The sequence below is a fragment of the Armatimonadota bacterium genome (assembly GCA_016125185.1).
Classification (GTDB): Bacteria; Armatimonadota; Fimbriimonadia; order Fimbriimonadales; family Fimbriimonadaceae; genus Fimbriimonas.
Genome location: WGMG01000006.1, coordinates 258,422 through 276,296, shown reverse-complemented (window position 1 = coordinate 276,296; position 17,875 = coordinate 258,422). Strand labels below are relative to the sequence as shown.

The window sequence follows — 17,875 nt, the reverse complement described above, 5'->3', positions numbered from 1 at the left end:
GTATACCAGCTAGTAATAACACTTAGGCGTGAATAGTATTCGCTAAGAGTTCGTTCGCCAGCTCTTCGAGCACAACCCCCACGTACCATACATCGTGGTCGTTTTCGGGTGACTCATGCCAGTCGTACAAGTAACCGCTGACCAACTCGGTTGCAGGCAACCGGTCGATCAGCTTGTACTTGGGCATGTAGGTCTCCTTCAGGACTGGGTAAAAGTCGCTGGGGAGGGGCGGCTGCATGAGCCGGTAGTCATCCGTGACGTCCACAATGACAACTCGCGCGAGGTTATGTTCCCACAGATTTCCGCAAAGTTCTGCCATCGAAAGTTTCCTTCCTCAATCCAGACGCGGCACGCGGTTGAAAAGGAGCGACTATAAATGCGGTTCGTGCACGGTCGGAGCCATGATGTTGAACGGCTTGTCGCCCCCGAATCCGATCGAACTTCGGATGGACTCATTTCGCAGTTTGTGTACGTTGGCCTTGGCAGCGAGCTTGCCCCATGGAAGCAAAAGCGTTACGCGGCGATTGCCAGCGGCGAACGGATTGCCGGGGAACTTCAGCTTCGTATCCGCCAATGCGCGAACTTCCTTAAATCGGTTGGTCGGAATCCCATCAGCGTTGAGAGCCTTTCGGAAGGCATTAGCACGATCCGAGCTCAGTTCCCAGTTGGTGTAATCCTTGCCCGCGTATGGTTTTCTATCCGTGTGACCTTCCAGCACGATGAAGCGCCCAGTGTCCTTCACAATTGGGGTGATCTTCTTGATGATCTTGGTGCCGAGGGGGCTGATGATGGCGCTTCCCGACTCGAAAAAGACGCTGGTGACGTCTTCGAGGAATTCGATTTGGATTCCCTCGGATGTCTCGGTGATGATCACGTGGTCAATGTCAGGCAGACCGTAAAGCTTCTGCTTCACCTCGTTGGCAACGGCTTTGCTCTCTTCTTCTTCCGTCGGGCTCGTTCCCTCGTATTGACCGGTACCGCTGCCCGATGCACGTTGCTGCTTCGGACTTGCAAACGACTTGCCAGGGCGCGGAATCACAACGCGGCTTACCGGCGGATTCTTCATGAACCCGGCGGGGTCGTTAAAGTAGCCTTGGATCGACGCTTTGGTTTCGTCCGAGAGTCCCATGATCCAAAGGACCATGAAGAACGCCATCATTGCCGTAACGAAGTCCGCGTAAGCGACTTTCCATGAGCCGCCGTGGTGGCCGCCGTGCCCGGCGACTTTTTTCTTCTTGATGATGATTGCGTCGTTAGCCATGACAGCCTCCAGCCGCAAGCCGCAAGCCGCAAGCACCTAACTGCGAGTAATATCCGACAAGCGCAGTACGAGAAAATCGAACTTTCGAGATCTGCAGATTTGGGAAAAGAGCAAAGTTCTGTGCGTCGATCTTTACCGACTTTGCCAGACGTTTCCTGCCGAGGAGCCCTTCGGCCTTATTTCTCAAATTCAGCGAGCCGCAGTTTCCGTTCCCACCAATATTGCTTAGGGGCACGGTCGAAGTTCTGACTCCGAGTTTTGCCGCTTTCTTTTCATTAGCCTTGGTTCCGCGCAGGAACTCGAAACTCTGCTCATTATTGCCTTCGACCTCGGTTATGTCGATGAGATTTCGACTTTCATCGATCGGTTGCAGGAATTGAACAAAATGATCTCCAGCCTCATTTCGAAGCTGAAGCCAGCTACCTAGCTCCAACCGCTTAAGGCTAGAGGCTTGAGGCTTGAGGCTCTTTATCACGCCGCTTTTTCCTTCACAGCGTTCTCCATTTCGGTGAAGCCGGGGCGGACGGCTGGGTCGATGTTTCGACGAGCGAATTCGACACAGGTGATCGGGGCTTCGCCGCGGGCGAAGCTGAAAAGCGCATGGCGGATGCAGTTCATATAGGCGCCTTCGCTAGCCAGTCGAAGCTCCATCGCCTTAGACAGAGGAGACAGGATGCCGTACGCGATCAAGATTCCCATGAACGTTCCGACCAGAGCGGCAGCGACCGACTCGCCGATGGCGGCGGCTTCGCCACCGATCTTGCCCATCGTGATGATAACGCCGAGAACCGCGGCAACGATTCCGAAGCCAGGCATAGCGTCCGAGGTCGTCTGGATGGCCTGGGACGGAAGCATCGCAGCGTGATGGGCGACTTCGAGGTCGAGCTCCATCATTTCGCTGAGGTCATGCGGCCCCACCGAACCCGACAGGATGACTTTGAGGGTGTCACAGAAGAAGTCGGATGCGTGATGGTTATTGATGAATGTCGGGTACTTACCGAGAATATCGGATTTCGACGGATCTTCGATGTGCTTTTCGAGGCCGAGCAACCCCTCTTTTCGTGCGACATTGAAGAGTTGGTACATCATCTTCAGCAGGTCGGTAAAGGCCTGCTTCGTATAGGGGTCCGGCTTCAAGATGCCGAGGGTGCCCTTGATCGCACCCTGGACGCCAGCCATCCCATGGCCAGCCATCAGTGAACCGAAACCGGCACCGACCAGGATGATGATTTCGTTGATCTGGATGAGCACGCCAATGTTGCCGTGGTGCATGATGTAGCCCACAATAACCGCAACAAGAACAATGACGACTCCAATGATCGTAAACATTTAGACCCAAGTACCCTCGGGTCTTCTGTTCCATAAGCAGTAGAAAATGACAGGTGGTAAATTTACCGGGTTCTGGGTTTTGGGGCCGATAGTTTTCCACCGTCGTGTCAGCACCTGCGTCAACAAAAAGCCTCCCCAAGTCTCTCAACGAGAAGCGGGAAGGCTTGTGTCTTTCGTCGCGAGTTACGACTTGAACGACTTGGCGGTCGAATCGATAAAGGTCTTGATCGCGTCTTTTTGGTTGCTCGGCTCGAAGGTATCGACGGCGGCCTTGGCTTTGTCGATCCAAACCATCGCGGCGGCCTTATCGCCCGTCGAGTTGAGAACTCGTGCGTGGTAGGTGTAGATCAAGGCGGCGGTAGCCGGCTTTGCTGCGTTGGCGTTGGTCTCGGAGAATTTGGCGAGAGCAGCCTTGTCGGCATCCTCCTTGACGCTCATTGCGAGCATCATGAAGGTTTGAGCCCACTGAGGGGTTCCCGTTTCGCCTTCCTTGCCGAAGTACTGCTTCACGTAATCGAGCGCGAGCGTCGGGTTGGACCGCGACGACATGCTGATGACCATCGAAATGGTGTTATCCTTCGTCTTCGACTCGTTGATGATCGAATCGAGGGTTGCCTTGTCGTTGGCCTTCACAGCGGCAGAAATATTCAGTTGAACCTGCCGGTCCTCGCGGGCCTTGTCGATCTCGGGGTTAGCGGTCGCCATAAACGCCTTGATGTCCCACGTGTGAGCCGAGATCTCTTCGAGCGGCTTCTCCATCTGCATGGGGTGACCGACCCAGGCGATTTTGCCTTCGTCGTTGATGATGAAGGCGCAGGGGATGCCATATCGACCAGCGGCGAACATCCAAGAAGTGGAAATCGTGTCCTTTTGGTCATCGAGGACGATGTTGTATCGCATCTTGGCCGTGTTTTTGGTGACCCAATCGTTGACGCGGGTCTTGTGGCTTTCGACCTCTTCCTTTTCGCCCGGGGTTTTGCCATTGTAGTCCCACGTGTTGACGCTGTAGAAGTCCACCTTGCCTTTGTAGTGGTCGGCGAGGTCGCTTAGGTGGGGCATCGAAGCGATGCAGGGGCCGCACCAAGTGGCCCAGAACTCGACCACCGTGGTCTTTCCAGTGAGGGAATCGGGAGTGTGGTTGCCCTTTACGACTCCGATGATGGGGAGCTTCGGAGCATCGTCTCCAACGTGGAGAGCAGGTGGGAGGGACGACTGCGCGGCGGCGAAAGATGAAATCGCTGCGGCGGAAAGAATTGCTAATGCGGTCCGGATACGCATGATTCCCTATCATACGGAATTTTGCGATGGATTCGTGTCGGGAATCGTCTGTTTTATTGTTTTCCTGCCGTCGGCGAGGAAACAGTCCTTCACAATAATGGTTATTCCTTCCCTGTCTCCTTCTCGAATTCAGCTCCTCGATCCGAACACGATCAACCAAATCGCGGCGGGCGAAGTTGTGGAGCGCCCGGCGGCGGTGGTCAAGGAGTTGGTGGAGAACTCGTTGGATGCGGGGGCAACACGCATCGAGATCGAGTTAGTCGGGGCCGGTCGAGATCTGATCCGGGTCAGCGACAACGGATGCGGAATGACCTCGGAGGAGGCGCGCATGTGCCTGTTGCGCCATGCGACCTCGAAAATTCGCGGATTGGACGACCTGATTGAGGTTCGGTCACTCGGTTTTCGGGGAGAAGCGATTCCGTCGATTGGCTCAGTGTCGCGAATGACGATATCGACGGCGATCGAGGACGGCATGCGGACCGTTGTTCGTGTCGAGGGTGGCGACGTCCTGCCGGATACCGCCGTCGCTGGTCCGCAAGGGACCGAAATTCGGGTAGAGGACCTGTTCTACAATACGCCGGCGCGGCTCAAGTTTTTGAAGAGCGACACCACGGAGGTGGGGCAAGCCGTGGACTTCGTGATGAAATACGCCATCGCCAATCCGGGAGTCGCTTTCTACCTCACGCATAACGGGCAGAAGGTGATCCAAACGAGTGGGAGCGGCGAGCAGTTGGAGGCGATTTCCGACGTGTGGGGTCGCGATACTGCGCGGTCGCTGGTCCCGGTCGACGCGGTGCTCGGTGGGATTCGGATTCAGGGTTTTGTGTCGCCGCCGCATATCACTAAGCCGACGCGAAACTTGCAGTATCTATATGTGAACGGGCGGCCGATGAAGAGCCGGACGCTGACGGTAGCGTTGGATCAGGCTTTCCGGGATTTGACGCCGGAGCGGCGGTTCCCGCTCGTGGCGCTGAACATCGAAATCGAGCCTTCGCGGATCGACGTCAATGTGTCGCCTACGAAGAGCGAGGTGAAGTTCCAACATGAGGGAGCGGCATTCGAAGGACTGCGAGTTTGCATCCGAGAGGCCTTGCTAGCCCACGGAATGATGCCGAGTGCGGCGCAAATTGCCCTCGCCAACCAAGCCCTGAGGCAGGTCCAAGCGCCACCATTTGCTTCGTCTTCCGAACTTTCCTTCTTTGCGCAGTCGCCACTGGGCGGACAGGCGGCGGTTACGGCTCCCGAGCTAGCGCAACCGAAGATCGACTTCGACCAGTTTGTGCCGAGCAACCTGGCGGCAAACCCAGCGCTTGCGCAGGAAGCGATGCCCTATATTCAGTTGCTCGACGATCTAAGGATCATCGGGCAAGCGATGAAGACATTTATCATCGCGGAAACGCGGCACGGACTGGTGATCGTGGACCAACATGTGGCGCATGAGCGCATTCTCTATGAATATCTTTGTGGATTGAAGCGATCCTCACTGATCGAGAAACAGAACCTTTTGATGCCGCAGACGCTGCATTTGGATCGTCGGGCGGCGCTCTTGCTGGAAGAAAAGTTGGATGAGATTCGATCGGTGGGCTTCGATCTCGAATCGTTCGGTGGGGACGCTTATGTGGTTCGCGCTGTGCCGGCAGCGCTTCGGAGCAAAGACCCGATCAAGCACCTGAAGGACCTCATCGACGAGATGGTCGAGTCTTCAGTGACTCGTAAGTTGGTGCCAACGCGAGAGCAGATTTGGATCATGTCTTCGTGCAAGATGGCGGTGAAGTCGGGCGACGTGCTGAGCCATGCCGAGATGGAGAAACTGATGATCGATTTGGCGACGACCGAGAACCCTTATCACTGCCCGCATGGCCGTCCGATCACGGCGACCCTAACGCACGACGACCTTTTGCGGCTCTTTAAGCGGATTTAGGGAATTTACCTACCATATTGTCCAGCAAAGTTGCTTGGTCCTGTATAATTCCGAAACCGCTTTTCACATTGAAGTGCGGTGGGGTCTTTTTTATGGTTAAGAAAGAGAATCGCCCTCGATGGGGGCAAATGCTTGCGTTCGGTAGTCTTGTTTTGACAATTGCGGCTTGTGGCGGTGGCGGCGGCGCGACCAGCGGAACGGCAGCGAAGATCGTGTACACGCGTGCCGAAGGTCCAAGCGAAGACATTTACACGATGAATCCTGATGGTACCGATCGACTTCGGCTGACCTTCACCGGCGGTGCTGAACGTCCGGCCTGGTCGCACGATGGAAGCAAGGTTGTTTACGCCGAAATCAGTTCTGCGCCCCATAGAATTGCCATCATCAATTCGGACGGAACCAACAATCAGTATTTTGATTTGGGAACCGCTTACGGCTTCTATCCGAGCATTTCGCCAAACGGTGCAAAGATTGCATTTGACAGCGACCTGGCAAACCCGGGCACGATTGCTGATGACATTTACTCCATGAATGTGGATGGATCGAATATCGTGAGACTCACGACATCGGGAGACAACACCCATGCGCGTTGGTCTCCAGATGGCACCAAAATCCTCTTCATCAGCACAAGGGATGGTAGCGAGGACATTTTCGTCATGAATGCGGACGGAACCAATCAGACTTCACTGGGAACCACGGCTGGTGACGAATTCTACGCCCAGTGGTCGCCCAACGGGAGCAAGATCCTTTACACGTTGAACAGCGGAATCTACGTCATGAACGCCAACGGAACGGGCTCGACCCACGTGATCGATGGACGATATCCGGATTTTTCCTATGATGGCACGAAAATCATCTACACGGACGCTAACGATGACAAGCTGTACACGGTGAACCTTGACGGAACTGGTGCCGCCCGCGTGACCACCGATACGGCAACGGAAGTCGACGCCAGCTGGGCTCGCTAGGCACTTGTTAAGGAATTGTGGGGCAAACATTGGTTTGCCCCACAACTGCTTTGACGTCCGGCCAAATCGGTCTATTGAGGGCGCTTTCCTACTTGTGCAGTAGGGTTCAATGAAAGGCAGAATTGCCGAACTGGGGCTGTCGAGCCACGAAATGGCTGAGGCAACGAATGACATATGCTAACACTCGGAATTGACCCTGGCCTAGAGCGCGTCGGATTCGGCGTGGTGCGGCGGGTTGGGTCGAAGATCGAATGCATCGACTACGGGCTGATCAAGACGCCTAAGATCGCCTTGCCCGAGCGATTGAAAATGATTCACGATGGCGTCTTAGAACTGATCGAGAAGCATCATCCCGACGCGATGGCGACCGAACGGCTGCTGTTTACAAAGAATGTGACGACGGGAATGGACGTCGCAAAGGCGCTGGGAACGGTTCTTTTGGCGGCCGCAGACACAGGAATGCAATGGTCGGAGTACTCACCGCCCGAAGTGAAGCAAGCGGTTGTCGGAAACGGCAATGCGGATAAGAAGCAAATCACTTTCATGGTTCGGCGATTATTAGCCTTGAAGGAAGACCCGAAACCGGACGATGTGGCCGACGCTTTGGCCATCGCTATCTGCCATTCATTCCGGGCGACCATGCCAAAATAGGCTCATGGTGTGGCTCGCTGCGCAGGATCCGGTCGTCATGAAGGAGCGGGTGCTGGGTCCGCCAGTGGCGATCACCGGAGGCAAGACCCAAGACATTACGGTCGACGGAACCACGGCGACCCTCTTCGTGCCCGATGGATGGAAGCCAAGGCGGAAGAATCACCTTTGGACCCATTTTCACTCGGCGGCGTGGTACGTGGTATCCGAGTATCAGCGTGGGCAAAACCATGACCTACTCCTCGTGTTCAATTTGGGGCAGGGGTCCAGCGTGTACGAAAAGCCGTTTTTGGGCAAGAAGGTGTTCTCGCGTTGGGTCCAGGCGGTCGAATCATCGGTGGGCGCAAAGGTTTCCGACCTCAACTTTTCAAGCTTTTCGGCGGGTTATGGAGCAGTGCGAGCCCTGGTGGCTGACCCGTATGTACTCGGACACTTACGCACCGTAATCTTGGGCGACTCGATGTATGGTGGACTCGATCCCAAGAGTACGGCCCGGAAGCCCGACCCGGCAGATGTGCTTTGCTGGAAGCCGCTAGCCGAGCGGGCGATCGCCGGGAAGACGTCCGTGATCATGACGACCTCGCAGATTACACCGCCCTACGCGGGAACATGGGAGGTCGCCCGGGCCTTAGTGGAAGCGACGGGCGGGGTCATGCAGGATGTTCGCTTTGGGGATTGTCCGGCGTCGACGATCTATGGCCAGCGGCTTTTGCGACGGTACGACAAGGGCAAGTGGCATGTTTGGAGCTATGCGGGCGAGACTCCAGAAGCGCATATGACACATGCGCGAAGGTTGGCGGAAGAGCTAGAGTTTGTTGCGAGCGGCGACTGAGCCCTCGAACCCCTGACCCGGTTCGTACGTCACCGACCTCTTCGGAGAGGTATCCCTTTAGGTTCGAAACCATTGCGACATCTGATAAGAACTAGCCGGACCAACGTTTTGTGGTCCGGCATAATCTCCAATCTAGCCTTAGAACAGAAAGTCCGTCGTCAGGAAGTTACTGCTTCGCGCGGCGATGATCGAGTTGATCAGGTCGCGATTCGCCTCTGAGTAGTCGGTAGCGACGAGGGTTCGGATCGAGAAGCGCTTGAGCGCATCGGCGACCGAGAGCGTCCCCTCAGCCGACGCCTTTCGACCGGTGAACGGGAAGGTGTCGGGGCCACGCTGGCACTGCACATTGAGGTTCACGCGGGAGACCTGATTCACCATCGCGTCGATCAGCGGGCCAAGAACCTTGGGGTCGTAGCCAAAGAGCGAGACCTGCTGGCCGAATTGTGTTTCAACCGCGTAGTCCATCACTTCGGAAATGTCCTCGTAAGCGCGGATTGGGATGATCGGCCCGAACTGCTCGACCTCGTGAAGGCGCATCTCGGGGGTTACCGGATAGACGATCGCGGGTTTCATGAAGTTCTCGATGACTTCCCCACCGCCTGGGTTGACGACCTTGGCACCCATCGAGACGGCTTCGTCAATGAGTTCGCGAAGCCATGTTGTGGCTTTCAGGTCAGCGAGTGGCGTGAGGGCCACACCTTTGCGCCACGGCAGGCCAGCTTGGAGGTCATCGACGGCTTGGCTCAGTTGTTCGATCAGTTCATCGACGCGCGACTTGTGGACGAAGAGAATCTTGAGCGCAGTGCATCGCTGGCCGTTGAAGCCCAGCGTTCCGGCGATGAGCTGCGGAATCGTGACCTTCATGTCCGCATCCGGCAGAATGACGGCCAGGTTCTTGGCGTCTAGCGAGAGGATCGACTTCAGACGGTGCGGCTTCGGGTGGTACGTCTTAAGCTGATCGGCCGTCTTGGACCCGCCGATGAATGCAAGAAGCTCAATGCCGCCCTGCTGAAGGATCGGTGGGATGATCTCGGTGCCTCGACCATTGATGATGTTAACAACGCCGGACGGGAACGAATCCCGGAACGCTTCGAGCAAAGGAGTGTTGAGAAGCTGTCCGAAACGAGGGAGTTTGGAGATGACCGGGTTGCCCATGATGATGGCGGGCAAGAGGGTCGTGAAGGTCTCATTGAGCGGATAGTTATAAGGTCCCATGCACAAAGTTGGACCAAACGGTGACCGACGAATCTGGGCGAGGAAGCCTTTCTCCACGCTAAAGCCAGAGTTTTTGCGGTCGAGATCCTTCAGCGCCTGGATGGTGTCTTCGATGTATTGAACGGTTCGATCGAATTCTTTTTGCGCGTCCGGGAGGTTTTTGCCGATCTCCCACATGATGAGCTCGACGACTTCTTCGCGCACAGCCTTCATGCGCTGGACGAAGCCTTCGACGGCTTCGATTCGGGCGGCGACCGTCATGGTTGGCCATTTGCCCTGGCCGTTGTCCCAGGCAGCAGTAGCGGCTTTTAGCGCATCGAGCGCCTCGTTGGCGTCGAGGACAGGCGCATAGCCGAGTTTGGGTCGAACGATACCATCGTTCCAGTTGAAAAAGAGGCAGGATTGAACTTCGTTGGTCTGCCCTGACCATTCGCGAATTTCGCCACCGATCAGATATCTGTTCCCTTTGGAGACCTCGGGCACGGGTCGGCCGTCGGACTGCCAGTTGAGGGGATCGGTCACGGAAATGGTTGCGGTAGCCATATGTACTCCAATAGTTTGTACGATGGCGGCCCCGCAACCATCCGCATGGGGACTAAAACTTGAACTGAACGCGGAATGTAAACGTTCGGTACGAAGTTTGGCCCGCCGGGTTGTTCGGATTCTTGTTCCAGTCGGTCGCCAGTGTTAGCCGGAGGTACTTGCTTACGTCGCGGACGTATGCGGCACCGTACAACGTCTGCGTGGTTCCGGGCGTGTCCTTGTCTCGGTCGAAGGTTTCATACCGAGCGACAAACGTGTCGGAGTCGTTCAGCATATAGTCGACATTCACATGGGCACCGGTCGTCGGGGTCCCAGCGGCGACTGCTGCTAACGGCACGCGGTCCTTGCCGACCATGTACTCGCTTCGAACGTCGAGTCGCGAACCCGCAGGGTGATAGCGAAGGTCGAGGTACCCGAACCGTCGATCCGTGGACGCCAGGTTGGTGCTTCCCGACGAGTAGGCAGGCCGCTTGCCATTCAGGCCAGAAATTCCACCTTCCCACGGACCGGACTTGGCGCGGATACCTGCAATAGTTCCTACCTCTCCGGCGGTGGACGAGTTGGCCTGCTCCTTATCGTTGACGGTCAGAGAATCCCAAAGTCCGACGTACCAATAGTTGTCCTCGTTGCCGTTTTGGTACAGCAGGCCCTTCCCGCTCTCCCCGTCGAAGTAGGCCTTTTCGTAAGCCGACTGCTCGGGCCACTTCCGGTTAGACGACGAGTATTTCACCTCGTAACCAATCGGCGTGTCTTGTGCGCCAATCGTAAAGGCGGGGCCAGATTTTGTCTCGAACGTATTCGGACGATACTGGATGTATCCTTCGCGGACCTGAGCGGTCGATTCATTGGAGCCGGACGCGAATTCCACGCTGAATCGGCCCATCGTTCGCTCATCGGCAAGGTAGTTGTACGCCAACTTTTCTCGTCGGACTTTGAACGCTCCCGATTGAGCGCCCGATCGGTCGGTGGCGAAATACTGGACCTGGAAGTAGCCGCTAAACCACCCCTTGTTGGTTTCCAGTTTTGTCGTCGGTGTCGAATTGTCGAAACAGTAGGCAAGTCCGGCCAGACCAAGCACTGGCAGGATCAGCAATCCCCTCATCATTGCGTCAACCAGCGTACCGAATTATTAACAACATCTCTTTAACATTGTTAAGATGTTTCCCACTCTTGTTCGAATTCGCTCCAGATTCGAATTCAGGCCATAATCAATGTTGTGAATGTTCCTCCCGTCGAGGATTTGACACCGCGTCAAATCGTCGATGAACTCGATAAGTACATCATCGGGCAGACTGCCGCCAAGCGGGCGGTCGCCGTTGCTCTCCGAAACCGATACCGACGACAACAACTGCCCGAACAAGAGAGGGACGACGTTCAACCAAAGAACATCTTGATGATTGGTCCGACCGGTGTGGGCAAGACGGAAATTGCCCGACGCCTGGCCCAGTTGGCCCGCGCACCGTTTGTGAAGGTCGAAGCGACCAAGTTCACCGAGGTTGGCTATGTGGGCCGCGATGTCGAATCGATGGTTCGCGAATTGGTTTCGACCGCGGTTCGACTGGTTGAGAAGGAGCGCACTGCGGTCGTACAGGAAGACGCGCATCGATATGCAGTCGACCGAGTTGTCGACTTGCTCGACTCAGAACGGGTCACCAACAGCTTCTATCCCGACGAAGACGAGATGATCGATTGGGAGAAGCGGGCAGCAGAACAAGATGCCCGCAAAGAGCAACTACGGGAGGAAATTCTAGCGGGCCAGCACCGCGACGAAATGATCGAGTTCGATGTCGAGGAACCCTCGAACCCGTTTATGCAGGTTTTCACGCCGGGCGGCATGGAGGAGATGGGCTTCGACATGAACCAGCTCACCAACCCCTTCGGCAACAAACGCGTGATGCGCAAAGCTACGGTCGGCGAAGCCATGAGCATCCTGATCGAAGAGGAAGCGGGCAAGCTGATCGACCGACATAGCGTTCATCGTGAGGCCGTCCATCGCGCCGAGCAGACCGGCATCATCTTCATCGACGAAATTGATAAGGTAGCCGGCAAAAGCGGCGGAAGCGGTCCAGACGTCAGCCGAGAGGGCGTCCAGCGAGACCTTCTGCCGATCATCGAAGGCTCGACCGTGCAGACGAAATTTGGCCCCGTGAAGACGGAACACATTCTCTTCGTGGCGGCCGGCGCCTTCCATATTTCGAAGCCGAGCGACCTGATTCCCGAATTGCAGGGACGTCTGCCGATCCGGGTTGAGCTAGAGCCGCTGACCAGTACAGATTTCCGCAAGATTTTGACCGAGCCGAAGAACGCGCTGATTCGTCAGTATCAGAGCCTGCTGAAGGTGGAGGGTGTGAACGTTGACTTTAGTCCCGACGCGATCGACGAAATCGCACGGCTGGCTGAACAAGTGAACAAAACCGCCGACAATATAGGTGCGCGAAGGTTGCAGACAATGATGGAACTGCTTTTGCACGAGGTCCTGTTCGATGCCCCAGAAAAGGCACCGAAGCAGGTGACCTACACTGGGCCGCTGGTCCGCGAAAAGCTGGAAGACTTTGTCGCCAACCTTGAAAAAGCGAAATTAATGGTGTAGCGATGCAAAAGCCCCTGACGGCTTCCCTTCTCCTTTTCGGTATGGCCGCCCTTTCGCTTGGGCAGGCTGGGTATTGGACCGATGCCGAAAAGGACCAGATTCTGAAGTGGTGGAACGAGCCGGGGCGCTATAGCGTTGCGCCTTCGAGCAAATACGTTGTTCGCCTGACGACGCAGGGCTCCAAGTGGCTTTGGGACTACAACCATCTGCGCGGGCGAGGCAAGACGCCACCAGGTCAAATTCCCGCGCCGAACTCGCCCGAAGAGGCGCAGTGGGAGAAATGGATTGACGCACGGGTGGCGCGCGACCGATACTTGGCAACCTGCGCAGCCGAAGTTTTGAATGCGAAGCAGGAGCGTCGCGCGCCGAAGTATCCGACTGAAGTGGTCGAACCCATGCCGCCCAGCGACACTTTTGTAACGAAGTTTGGCATGCCACCAGCGTTTGCGGCGAACGTCCGTCCGAATTCCATCGCGGTGAAGTTCGACGACATGACGCTTAACTATTCGGACAACGTCAACATGCGCCCACGGTACGCGTATTTCCGGTTCGACAACGGAGTGAATTCAGAGGGGACGGAGATCAAGCAGATTCCGCCAGATGAATTGACATCGATCCTGCACGATGCCGGGTACGACGACTCGGATTCAAAGGTTTTCAAGTCGGTTTCGATTCTTGAAGGAGGTTTCGACGCGATCAACACCTACGATACGGGATTCATCTCGGTGGGCTTTATTCAATTCGCGTCACTGAAGGAAGGAGGCGGGTCTCTGGGTCAGGCGATGCTGGAGTACAAGCAGGAAAGCCCGGCAGATTTTGAGCAGGACTTCCACCGGTTTGGGATCGACGTGACGCCGGAAGAGAAGATCGTGGCGCTGGACCTAGAGACCGGTACTGAGAAGGTTGGCCCTGATGCCAATACGCAAGTGATTTCGGATAAGCGGCTCATCGCAGCTTTTCAGCGAGCAGGCATGTACCGTCCGTTCCGCCTCTTACAGTTGCGCGCGGCCAAGACGATCTATTGGCCGATGAACGACAAAGTGGTGTTCACCCTGGGTGGGCAGAAAGTGATTCGCCCCCTGTCCGATTTTGTGAAGTCGGAGGCCGGGAAAGCCGTGTTTCTGGACCGCAAGGTGAATACCGGGAACATCGGATCGGTTGGACCGGCTCTGCAGGCAATCGCCGAAGCGGCCAATGTGACCAAGCCAGAAGACTTGGCGAAATATGAGGGGCTTTTGATTCGGTGCCTTTACTACCGGTTCGATCCGACGCGGGTGCCCGACCTGACGAAGCCGGAGCCGTGCGACATGTTGGCGACGGTGTTGAATCGGTACGGCCGGTCGTAAGCTTCCAACCAGCGTAAGCAACATAGTGATCATGACGATTCCAAATTTAGTTCGTTCTACGAATTATTTAAGTTCGCATGACGAACTAATTACCAGGGTAACTTAGCCTGCAAATGGTAAAAGCCGCCGGTTGGTCCATCGTCCGGCAACGTCGCGAGCCAGACGCTCGTCTTCGCTCCGTCTTCTAGATCTAAAAGGGCGTTCGGACCGCCGAGGTCAGTCTTGACCCATCCCGGATGAGCAGAGTTGACTTTGATCTTGGTGTTGCGGAGTTCGAAGGCGAGGAGAGTCGTAAAGGCGTTAAGCGCGGCCTTGGACGAGTTATAGCCAAGCGAGCGCCAGTCGCCCAAGGCGCTGGTGGGGTCGCTATTGAGGGTCAACGAGCCAAGGATCGAGCTTACGTTGACGATGCGCCCCGCCAGAGATTTCTTGATGAGTGGAAGCAGGAGTTGAGTAAGTTCGACCTGGGCAAAAAAGTTGACGTCGAAGGTCTCTTTGAGTTTTTCGATGGGGAGTTCTGAGGGAGTCACTCCGAAGTCGAGGATCACGCCTGCGTTGTTGACCAATACGTCGAGATGGCCGTCAAGGCTTTCGATGTGATTGTAAACCGTCTGGAAGGTGGATGGAGCCGACATGTCGAGCAGGACGAATTCGACATTCAGGCCCTCGGCTTTGAGCTCAGCCTCGGCGGCTTCTCCTTTGACAATGTCCCGAGCGCCAAGATAGACTTTGTAACCAAGCTTTCCAAGCTGGCGAGCGGTTTCGATTCCAATTCCCTTGTTCGCTCCCGAAATGAGCGCATTGTTCGACATACCCAGTGTTCTACGCTTCGTAACCAATGAGCGAAACCGGCTTGAACAAAAAACGCTGGAACGAACGTACCAAAACCGGCCTATGGCTCATTAAATTTCGCCCAGCAAAAGGAAAACCTTCGGGAGTTTGGCTATCCTATGCGATATGACAACTATGGATGTCGCCAATCGCCTCGTCGAACTTATCAAAGCCGGTCAAGAATCGACGGCCATGTCGGAGCTTTATGCTCCCGATATCGTGAGCATCGAAGCAGGCGGAGAGATGCGCGAAAGCAAAGGTGTGGAAGCTTGTAAGGGCAAGGCAGAATGGTTCAACAGCCAGTTCACGAACAACGGCGTCGAGATTATGGGTCCGTACCCGAACGACGACAAGTTCGCCGTTCACCTGACCTATGACCTGACGACCAAAGAGGGCGGCCAGAACTTCAAGATGAGCGAGATTGCGCTGTACCAAGTGAAGGACGGCAAGATCGTTTGGGAGAAGTTCTACTACGACCCGTCGATGATGTAGGACGTGATTGGGGCATCGGCTAAACTATTCGGTGCCCCAAGTTTCCGTTCTGTTCGTCTGCCTGGGCAACATCTGCCGGAGCCCAATGGCGGAGTCGGTCTTTCGCCACAAGGTGCAGACGGCTGGGCTGGACCACCATTTTCGGATCGATTCGGCGGGAACAGGCAACTGGCACGTTGGAGACAATCCCGACCACCGCACGATACGCACCCTTCGCGATCACGGGATTCATCAATACAGTCGAGCACGGCAAGTGCGGAGCCAAGATTTTGAGGAGTTCGACCACCTCTTCGCAATGGACGACATGAATTTGTCTGACTTGCGACGATGGCCCGATGGGAAGGCCGAAAAGGTCTCCCTGATCCTCGACTGGGACGCGGCGACGAAGGGTGAGTTCGTACCCGATCCGTATTACGGCGATCAAAAGGATTTCGAGCAGGTTTACCAGCTTTTGGATCGAGCGACCGATGAAGTTTTGGTGAAGCTCTCGCGCATGCACGAAATAACCCGAACGAAATAGGTGAGATCGGCGTTTTAATTTTGTAACGCATGTCGATCGTACCGTTCGTCGTCGGATATTTCGCGATTCAGTGGAATCGAGCCAACTACCTGGGCAAGACCCCGGAGCAGATTGTGGCGATGGGCCGCAAGAAGTGGTCGGACCTCTACGGTTCGAAGGTTGGACTGAGCACCCGCGACATGTGCGATGCCGATGAGAAGTATGGCATCGCCCTTCGAAATCTCAACGACCGGGCGATGAAGCGACTTTCGCGAAGTCGCCAAGAGTGGTTAAGCAGCGCCCGAAAAGAAACGATCGACTTTGCATCCAACGCCCACCGGGTCGGCGAGGTGCTAAGCGGCGGCGGGACGATTTGGCGAACCTTCGACGCCTCGATCAGCCCGGATGTGGAGCAGATCATTTCTGACTGCATCGTAAACAAATCGATGCCGACGTACAAGATGAAATCGTTCGAGTCCCAACTGAAGGAGCTCGACGAGGCGATTTCTAGTTCGGACACAGTGGGTGAGGAGAATAAGGAGCAGATTGGTCAGCATCGAGGAGCCTTAATCCAGGGCCATTCGAAACTGGAAAGACTCTTCTTGGCCGGGAAGTCCGGCGATACGACGCGAATCCGACTGTACATGGGCCAACAGATGGAAGAAGCTACCGGCCGCTACTGACAAAGCTAACCTTAGGTTGCTTCACCTGTTTTTCCTGGACTTCCGACTGTTCGGAAGTCTGACGGAAATGTTTGGGACACCGGACGAAATCGTGCGGGAAAAACCCCACATTTTTTGCGAAATTCGCTAAAGTAACCATTATGTTCATGAGACGAGTTTTGCCGCTGCTGGTCGCGGCGTTCGTCGCAACCGCCTCCTTTGCTCAGAGCCTGACGGCCGAGCAGAAAGACAACGTCCTCAAGTCCATCCAGGAGACACTGAGTACCCGGGCTTTCGTGCCTGGCGTCGACTTTTCTAAGTGGACCGAGTTCATCGATCAGAAAAAGGACGAGATTGCCAAAGACGAAGACGTGAACTCGTTTACCCGCACCGTAAACCAGGCTCTGCGGGAATTCGGCATCAGCCACTGCCGCTTGCAGACTCCGCGGGCGACGACCCAGCGGGGCAAGACCACGACGACGGGAACCGGCTTTTTGGGCACGGTCGAAGAGAAGGGCCTTCGTGTTCGACGCGTAATTGACGGTAGCCCGGCCAAGGAAGCCGGCATCGAAGAGAAAGACCTTATTCTGAAAGTCAACGGCGAAAAGCCGACGAGCGCCAGCATCGGGGACGGCCAGAAGGGTGCTAAATTTGATATCGAAGTTGAGAAGCCGGACGGATCGGTTAAGCAGGTGAGCCTGGAGCTGAAAGAGTTTTCCACCGTCCGCAAAGAGACGCTGACCTGGGAAGGCGATGACGCAGCCGTACTCCGCCTGGCCACTTTCTCATTTGGCTACGACCGCGACAACATCGACAGTTTGATCGCCGAAGCGAATAAGAAAGCGAAGTATCTGATCATCGATCTACGGTCCAACGGCGGCGGCGCGGTGAACAACCTCAATCACTTTCTTTCGCTCTTATTGCCAGAAAATACAGACTACGGAACGTTTCTGTCTCGTCGCGTCGTCGAAGAGTATACGAAGGCCAAACCGGACGGGGCAACCACACCGGAAGCGATGGCCGGGTGGGCTCCAAGGAAGGCAAAAACGAGAAAGGGCAAAGTGGATCCCTTCAAAGGAAAGATCGCCGTTCTGATTAATCGCGGATCGGCAAGCGCCAGCGAAATCTGCACCGCCGCACTCAAGGAGAATGTTGATGCCAAAGTCATCGGCACTCGGTCGGCAGGTGCGGTATTGAGTTCCGTCTTTACCAAATTGACCGAAGGATTCAGCATCCAAATCCCAGTCTCTGACTACGTCACCATTAAGGGTGTCCGCCTTGAAGCGAACCCCATTCAGCCAGACGTCGAGGTCACGGCTGTTCGCAAAGACAACGAACCAGACCCGGTGATCGCGAAAGCTCTGGAAACTCTGCGAGGTTCACGGTAAAATCGCGACATCGAAATTCCTGGGGCTATTACCAGTTCCGGGTGGGCCTCCTGGAGTGGTAACGTTTTATCG

The 17,875-nt window shown here is 55.7% G+C and carries 17 protein-coding genes and 1 pseudogene; 11 read left to right on the top strand and 7 right to left on the bottom strand.

Annotated features, from left to right (window positions below):
• Positions 1 to 22 precede the first annotated feature (22 nt).
• Together GC165_09015 and GC165_09010 are read right to left on the bottom strand one after the other, a co-directional pair.
• A complete protein-coding gene (locus tag GC165_09015; protein ID MBI1333007.1) occupies positions 23 to 319 on the bottom strand; it encodes a hypothetical protein in 297 nt (98 codons plus the stop codon).
• A gap of 51 nt (positions 320 to 370) precedes the next feature.
• On the bottom strand, positions 371 to 1,261 hold the full coding sequence (locus GC165_09010; GenBank protein MBI1333006.1) for an OmpA family protein: 891 nt from the start codon (positions 1,259 to 1,261) through the stop codon (positions 371 to 373).
• A 49-nt stretch (positions 1,262 to 1,310) separates the two neighbouring features.
• Between GC165_09010 and GC165_09005 the strand changes: the two are divergent.
• A pseudogene (locus tag GC165_09005) lies at positions 1,311 to 1,688 on the top strand (four helix bundle protein).
• A 44-nt stretch (positions 1,689 to 1,732) separates the two neighbouring features.
• Here the strand turns inward: GC165_09005 and motA are convergent.
• Positions 1,733 to 2,590, bottom strand: coding sequence for a flagellar motor stator protein MotA (gene motA / locus GC165_09000; protein MBI1333005.1), 858 nt, complete (start codon positions 2,588 to 2,590; stop codon positions 1,733 to 1,735).
• 183 nt (positions 2,591 to 2,773) lie between these two features.
• Positions 2,774 to 3,868, bottom strand: coding sequence for a redoxin family protein (locus GC165_08995; protein MBI1333004.1), 1,095 nt, complete (start codon positions 3,866 to 3,868; stop codon positions 2,774 to 2,776).
• Here GC165_08995 and mutL point away from each other — a divergent pair.
• The 4 genes from mutL to GC165_08975 all read left to right on the top strand — a co-directional run bounded on the left by mutL (position 3,747) and on the right by GC165_08975 (position 8,237).
• A complete protein-coding gene (gene mutL, locus GC165_08990) occupies positions 3,747 to 5,789 on the top strand; it encodes a DNA mismatch repair endonuclease MutL (protein MBI1333003.1) in 2,043 nt (680 codons plus the stop codon). The genes GC165_08995 and mutL overlap by 122 nt on opposite strands.
• A gap of 92 nt (positions 5,790 to 5,881) precedes the next feature.
• Complete coding sequence (locus tag GC165_08985; protein MBI1333002.1) at positions 5,882 to 6,757, top strand: hypothetical protein; 876 nt, start codon at positions 5,882 to 5,884, stop codon at positions 6,755 to 6,757.
• A 174-nt stretch (positions 6,758 to 6,931) separates the two neighbouring features.
• A complete protein-coding gene (gene ruvC / locus GC165_08980; GenBank protein ID MBI1333001.1) occupies positions 6,932 to 7,408 on the top strand; it encodes a crossover junction endodeoxyribonuclease RuvC in 477 nt (158 codons plus the stop codon).
• Positions 7,409 to 7,412: 4 nt separating this feature from the next.
• A complete protein-coding gene (locus tag GC165_08975; GenBank protein ID MBI1333000.1) occupies positions 7,413 to 8,237 on the top strand; it encodes a hypothetical protein in 825 nt (274 codons plus the stop codon).
• A gap of 138 nt (positions 8,238 to 8,375) precedes the next feature.
• On the opposite strand, the gene GC165_08970 is transcribed toward GC165_08975, so the two are convergent.
• The gene (locus GC165_08970; protein ID MBI1332999.1) at positions 8,376 to 9,995 is read right to left on the bottom strand and encodes an aldehyde dehydrogenase family protein; all 1,620 of its coding nucleotides are present in this window, start codon (positions 9,993 to 9,995) and stop codon (positions 8,376 to 8,378) included.
• A 52-nt stretch (positions 9,996 to 10,047) separates the two neighbouring features.
• Positions 10,048 to 11,100, bottom strand: a complete 1,053-nt coding sequence (locus GC165_08965; protein MBI1332998.1) for a hypothetical protein — start codon at positions 11,098 to 11,100, stop codon at positions 10,048 to 10,050.
• Between the two features lie 135 nt (positions 11,101 to 11,235).
• On the opposite strand from GC165_08965, the gene hslU reads away from it, so the two are divergent.
• Positions 11,236 to 12,585: an ATP-dependent protease ATPase subunit HslU gene (hslU, locus tag GC165_08960; protein ID MBI1332997.1), complete on the top strand. Its 1,350-nt coding sequence runs from the start codon at positions 11,236 to 11,238 to the stop codon at positions 12,583 to 12,585.
• A gap of 2 nt (positions 12,586 to 12,587) precedes the next feature.
• On the top strand, positions 12,588 to 13,931 hold the full coding sequence (locus tag GC165_08955) for a hypothetical protein (protein MBI1332996.1): 1,344 nt from the start codon (positions 12,588 to 12,590) through the stop codon (positions 13,929 to 13,931).
• Between the two features lie 89 nt (positions 13,932 to 14,020).
• Here the strand turns inward: GC165_08955 and GC165_08950 are convergent, their stop codons facing one another.
• Positions 14,021 to 14,743, bottom strand: a complete 723-nt coding sequence (locus GC165_08950; protein MBI1332995.1) for an SDR family NAD(P)-dependent oxidoreductase — start codon at positions 14,741 to 14,743, stop codon at positions 14,021 to 14,023.
• Between the two features lie 145 nt (positions 14,744 to 14,888).
• Here GC165_08950 and GC165_08945 point away from each other — a divergent pair, with 145 nt between their 5' ends.
• The 4 genes from GC165_08945 (at position 14,889) to GC165_08930 (ending at position 17,803) form a co-directional block, all read left to right on the top strand.
• The gene (locus GC165_08945) at positions 14,889 to 15,254 is read left to right on the top strand and encodes a nuclear transport factor 2 family protein (GenBank protein ID MBI1332994.1); all 366 of its coding nucleotides are present in this window, start codon (positions 14,889 to 14,891) and stop codon (positions 15,252 to 15,254) included.
• An 85-nt stretch (positions 15,255 to 15,339) separates the two neighbouring features.
• Positions 15,340 to 15,774, top strand: coding sequence for a low molecular weight phosphotyrosine protein phosphatase (locus GC165_08940; protein MBI1332993.1), 435 nt, complete (start codon positions 15,340 to 15,342; stop codon positions 15,772 to 15,774).
• Between the two features lie 29 nt (positions 15,775 to 15,803).
• Positions 15,804 to 16,436, top strand: a complete 633-nt coding sequence (locus GC165_08935; protein MBI1332992.1) for a hypothetical protein — start codon at positions 15,804 to 15,806, stop codon at positions 16,434 to 16,436.
• A 140-nt stretch (positions 16,437 to 16,576) separates the two neighbouring features.
• Positions 16,577 to 17,803, top strand: coding sequence for a hypothetical protein (locus tag GC165_08930; protein MBI1332991.1), 1,227 nt, complete (start codon positions 16,577 to 16,579; stop codon positions 17,801 to 17,803).
• The last annotated feature ends 72 nt before the right edge of the window (positions 17,804 to 17,875 follow it).

Coding starts and splice junctions, on each gene's coding strand:
- GC165_09015 (MBI1333007.1), bottom strand. CDS start 319: ATGGCAGAACTTTGCGGAAATCTGTGGGAACATAACCTCGCGCGAGTT.
- GC165_09010 (MBI1333006.1), bottom strand. CDS start 1,261: ATGGCTAACGACGCAATCATCATCAAGAAGAAAAAAGTCGCCGGGCAC.
- motA (MBI1333005.1), bottom strand. CDS start 2,590: ATGTTTACGATCATTGGAGTCGTCATTGTTCTTGTTGCGGTTATTGTG.
- mutL (MBI1333003.1), top strand. CDS start 3,747: ATGATGGGGAGCTTCGGAGCATCGTCTCCAACGTGGAGAGCAGGTGGG.
- GC165_08995 (MBI1333004.1), bottom strand. CDS start 3,868: ATGCGTATCCGGACCGCATTAGCAATTCTTTCCGCCGCAGCGATTTCA.
- GC165_08985 (MBI1333002.1), top strand. CDS start 5,882: ATGGTTAAGAAAGAGAATCGCCCTCGATGGGGGCAAATGCTTGCGTTC.
- ruvC (MBI1333001.1), top strand. CDS start 6,932: ATGCTAACACTCGGAATTGACCCTGGCCTAGAGCGCGTCGGATTCGGC.
- GC165_08975 (MBI1333000.1), top strand. CDS start 7,413: ATGGTGTGGCTCGCTGCGCAGGATCCGGTCGTCATGAAGGAGCGGGTG.
- GC165_08970 (MBI1332999.1), bottom strand. CDS start 9,995: ATGGCTACCGCAACCATTTCCGTGACCGATCCCCTCAACTGGCAGTCC.
- GC165_08965 (MBI1332998.1), bottom strand. CDS start 11,100: ATGATGAGGGGATTGCTGATCCTGCCAGTGCTTGGTCTGGCCGGACTT.
- GC165_08955 (MBI1332996.1), top strand. CDS start 12,588: ATGCAAAAGCCCCTGACGGCTTCCCTTCTCCTTTTCGGTATGGCCGCC.
- GC165_08950 (MBI1332995.1), bottom strand. CDS start 14,743: ATGTCGAACAATGCGCTCATTTCGGGAGCGAACAAGGGAATTGGAATC.
- GC165_08945 (MBI1332994.1), top strand. CDS start 14,889: ATGACAACTATGGATGTCGCCAATCGCCTCGTCGAACTTATCAAAGCC.
- GC165_08940 (MBI1332993.1), top strand. CDS start 15,340: ATGGCGGAGTCGGTCTTTCGCCACAAGGTGCAGACGGCTGGGCTGGAC.
- GC165_08935 (MBI1332992.1), top strand. CDS start 15,804: ATGTCGATCGTACCGTTCGTCGTCGGATATTTCGCGATTCAGTGGAAT.
- GC165_08930 (MBI1332991.1), top strand. CDS start 16,577: ATGTTCATGAGACGAGTTTTGCCGCTGCTGGTCGCGGCGTTCGTCGCA.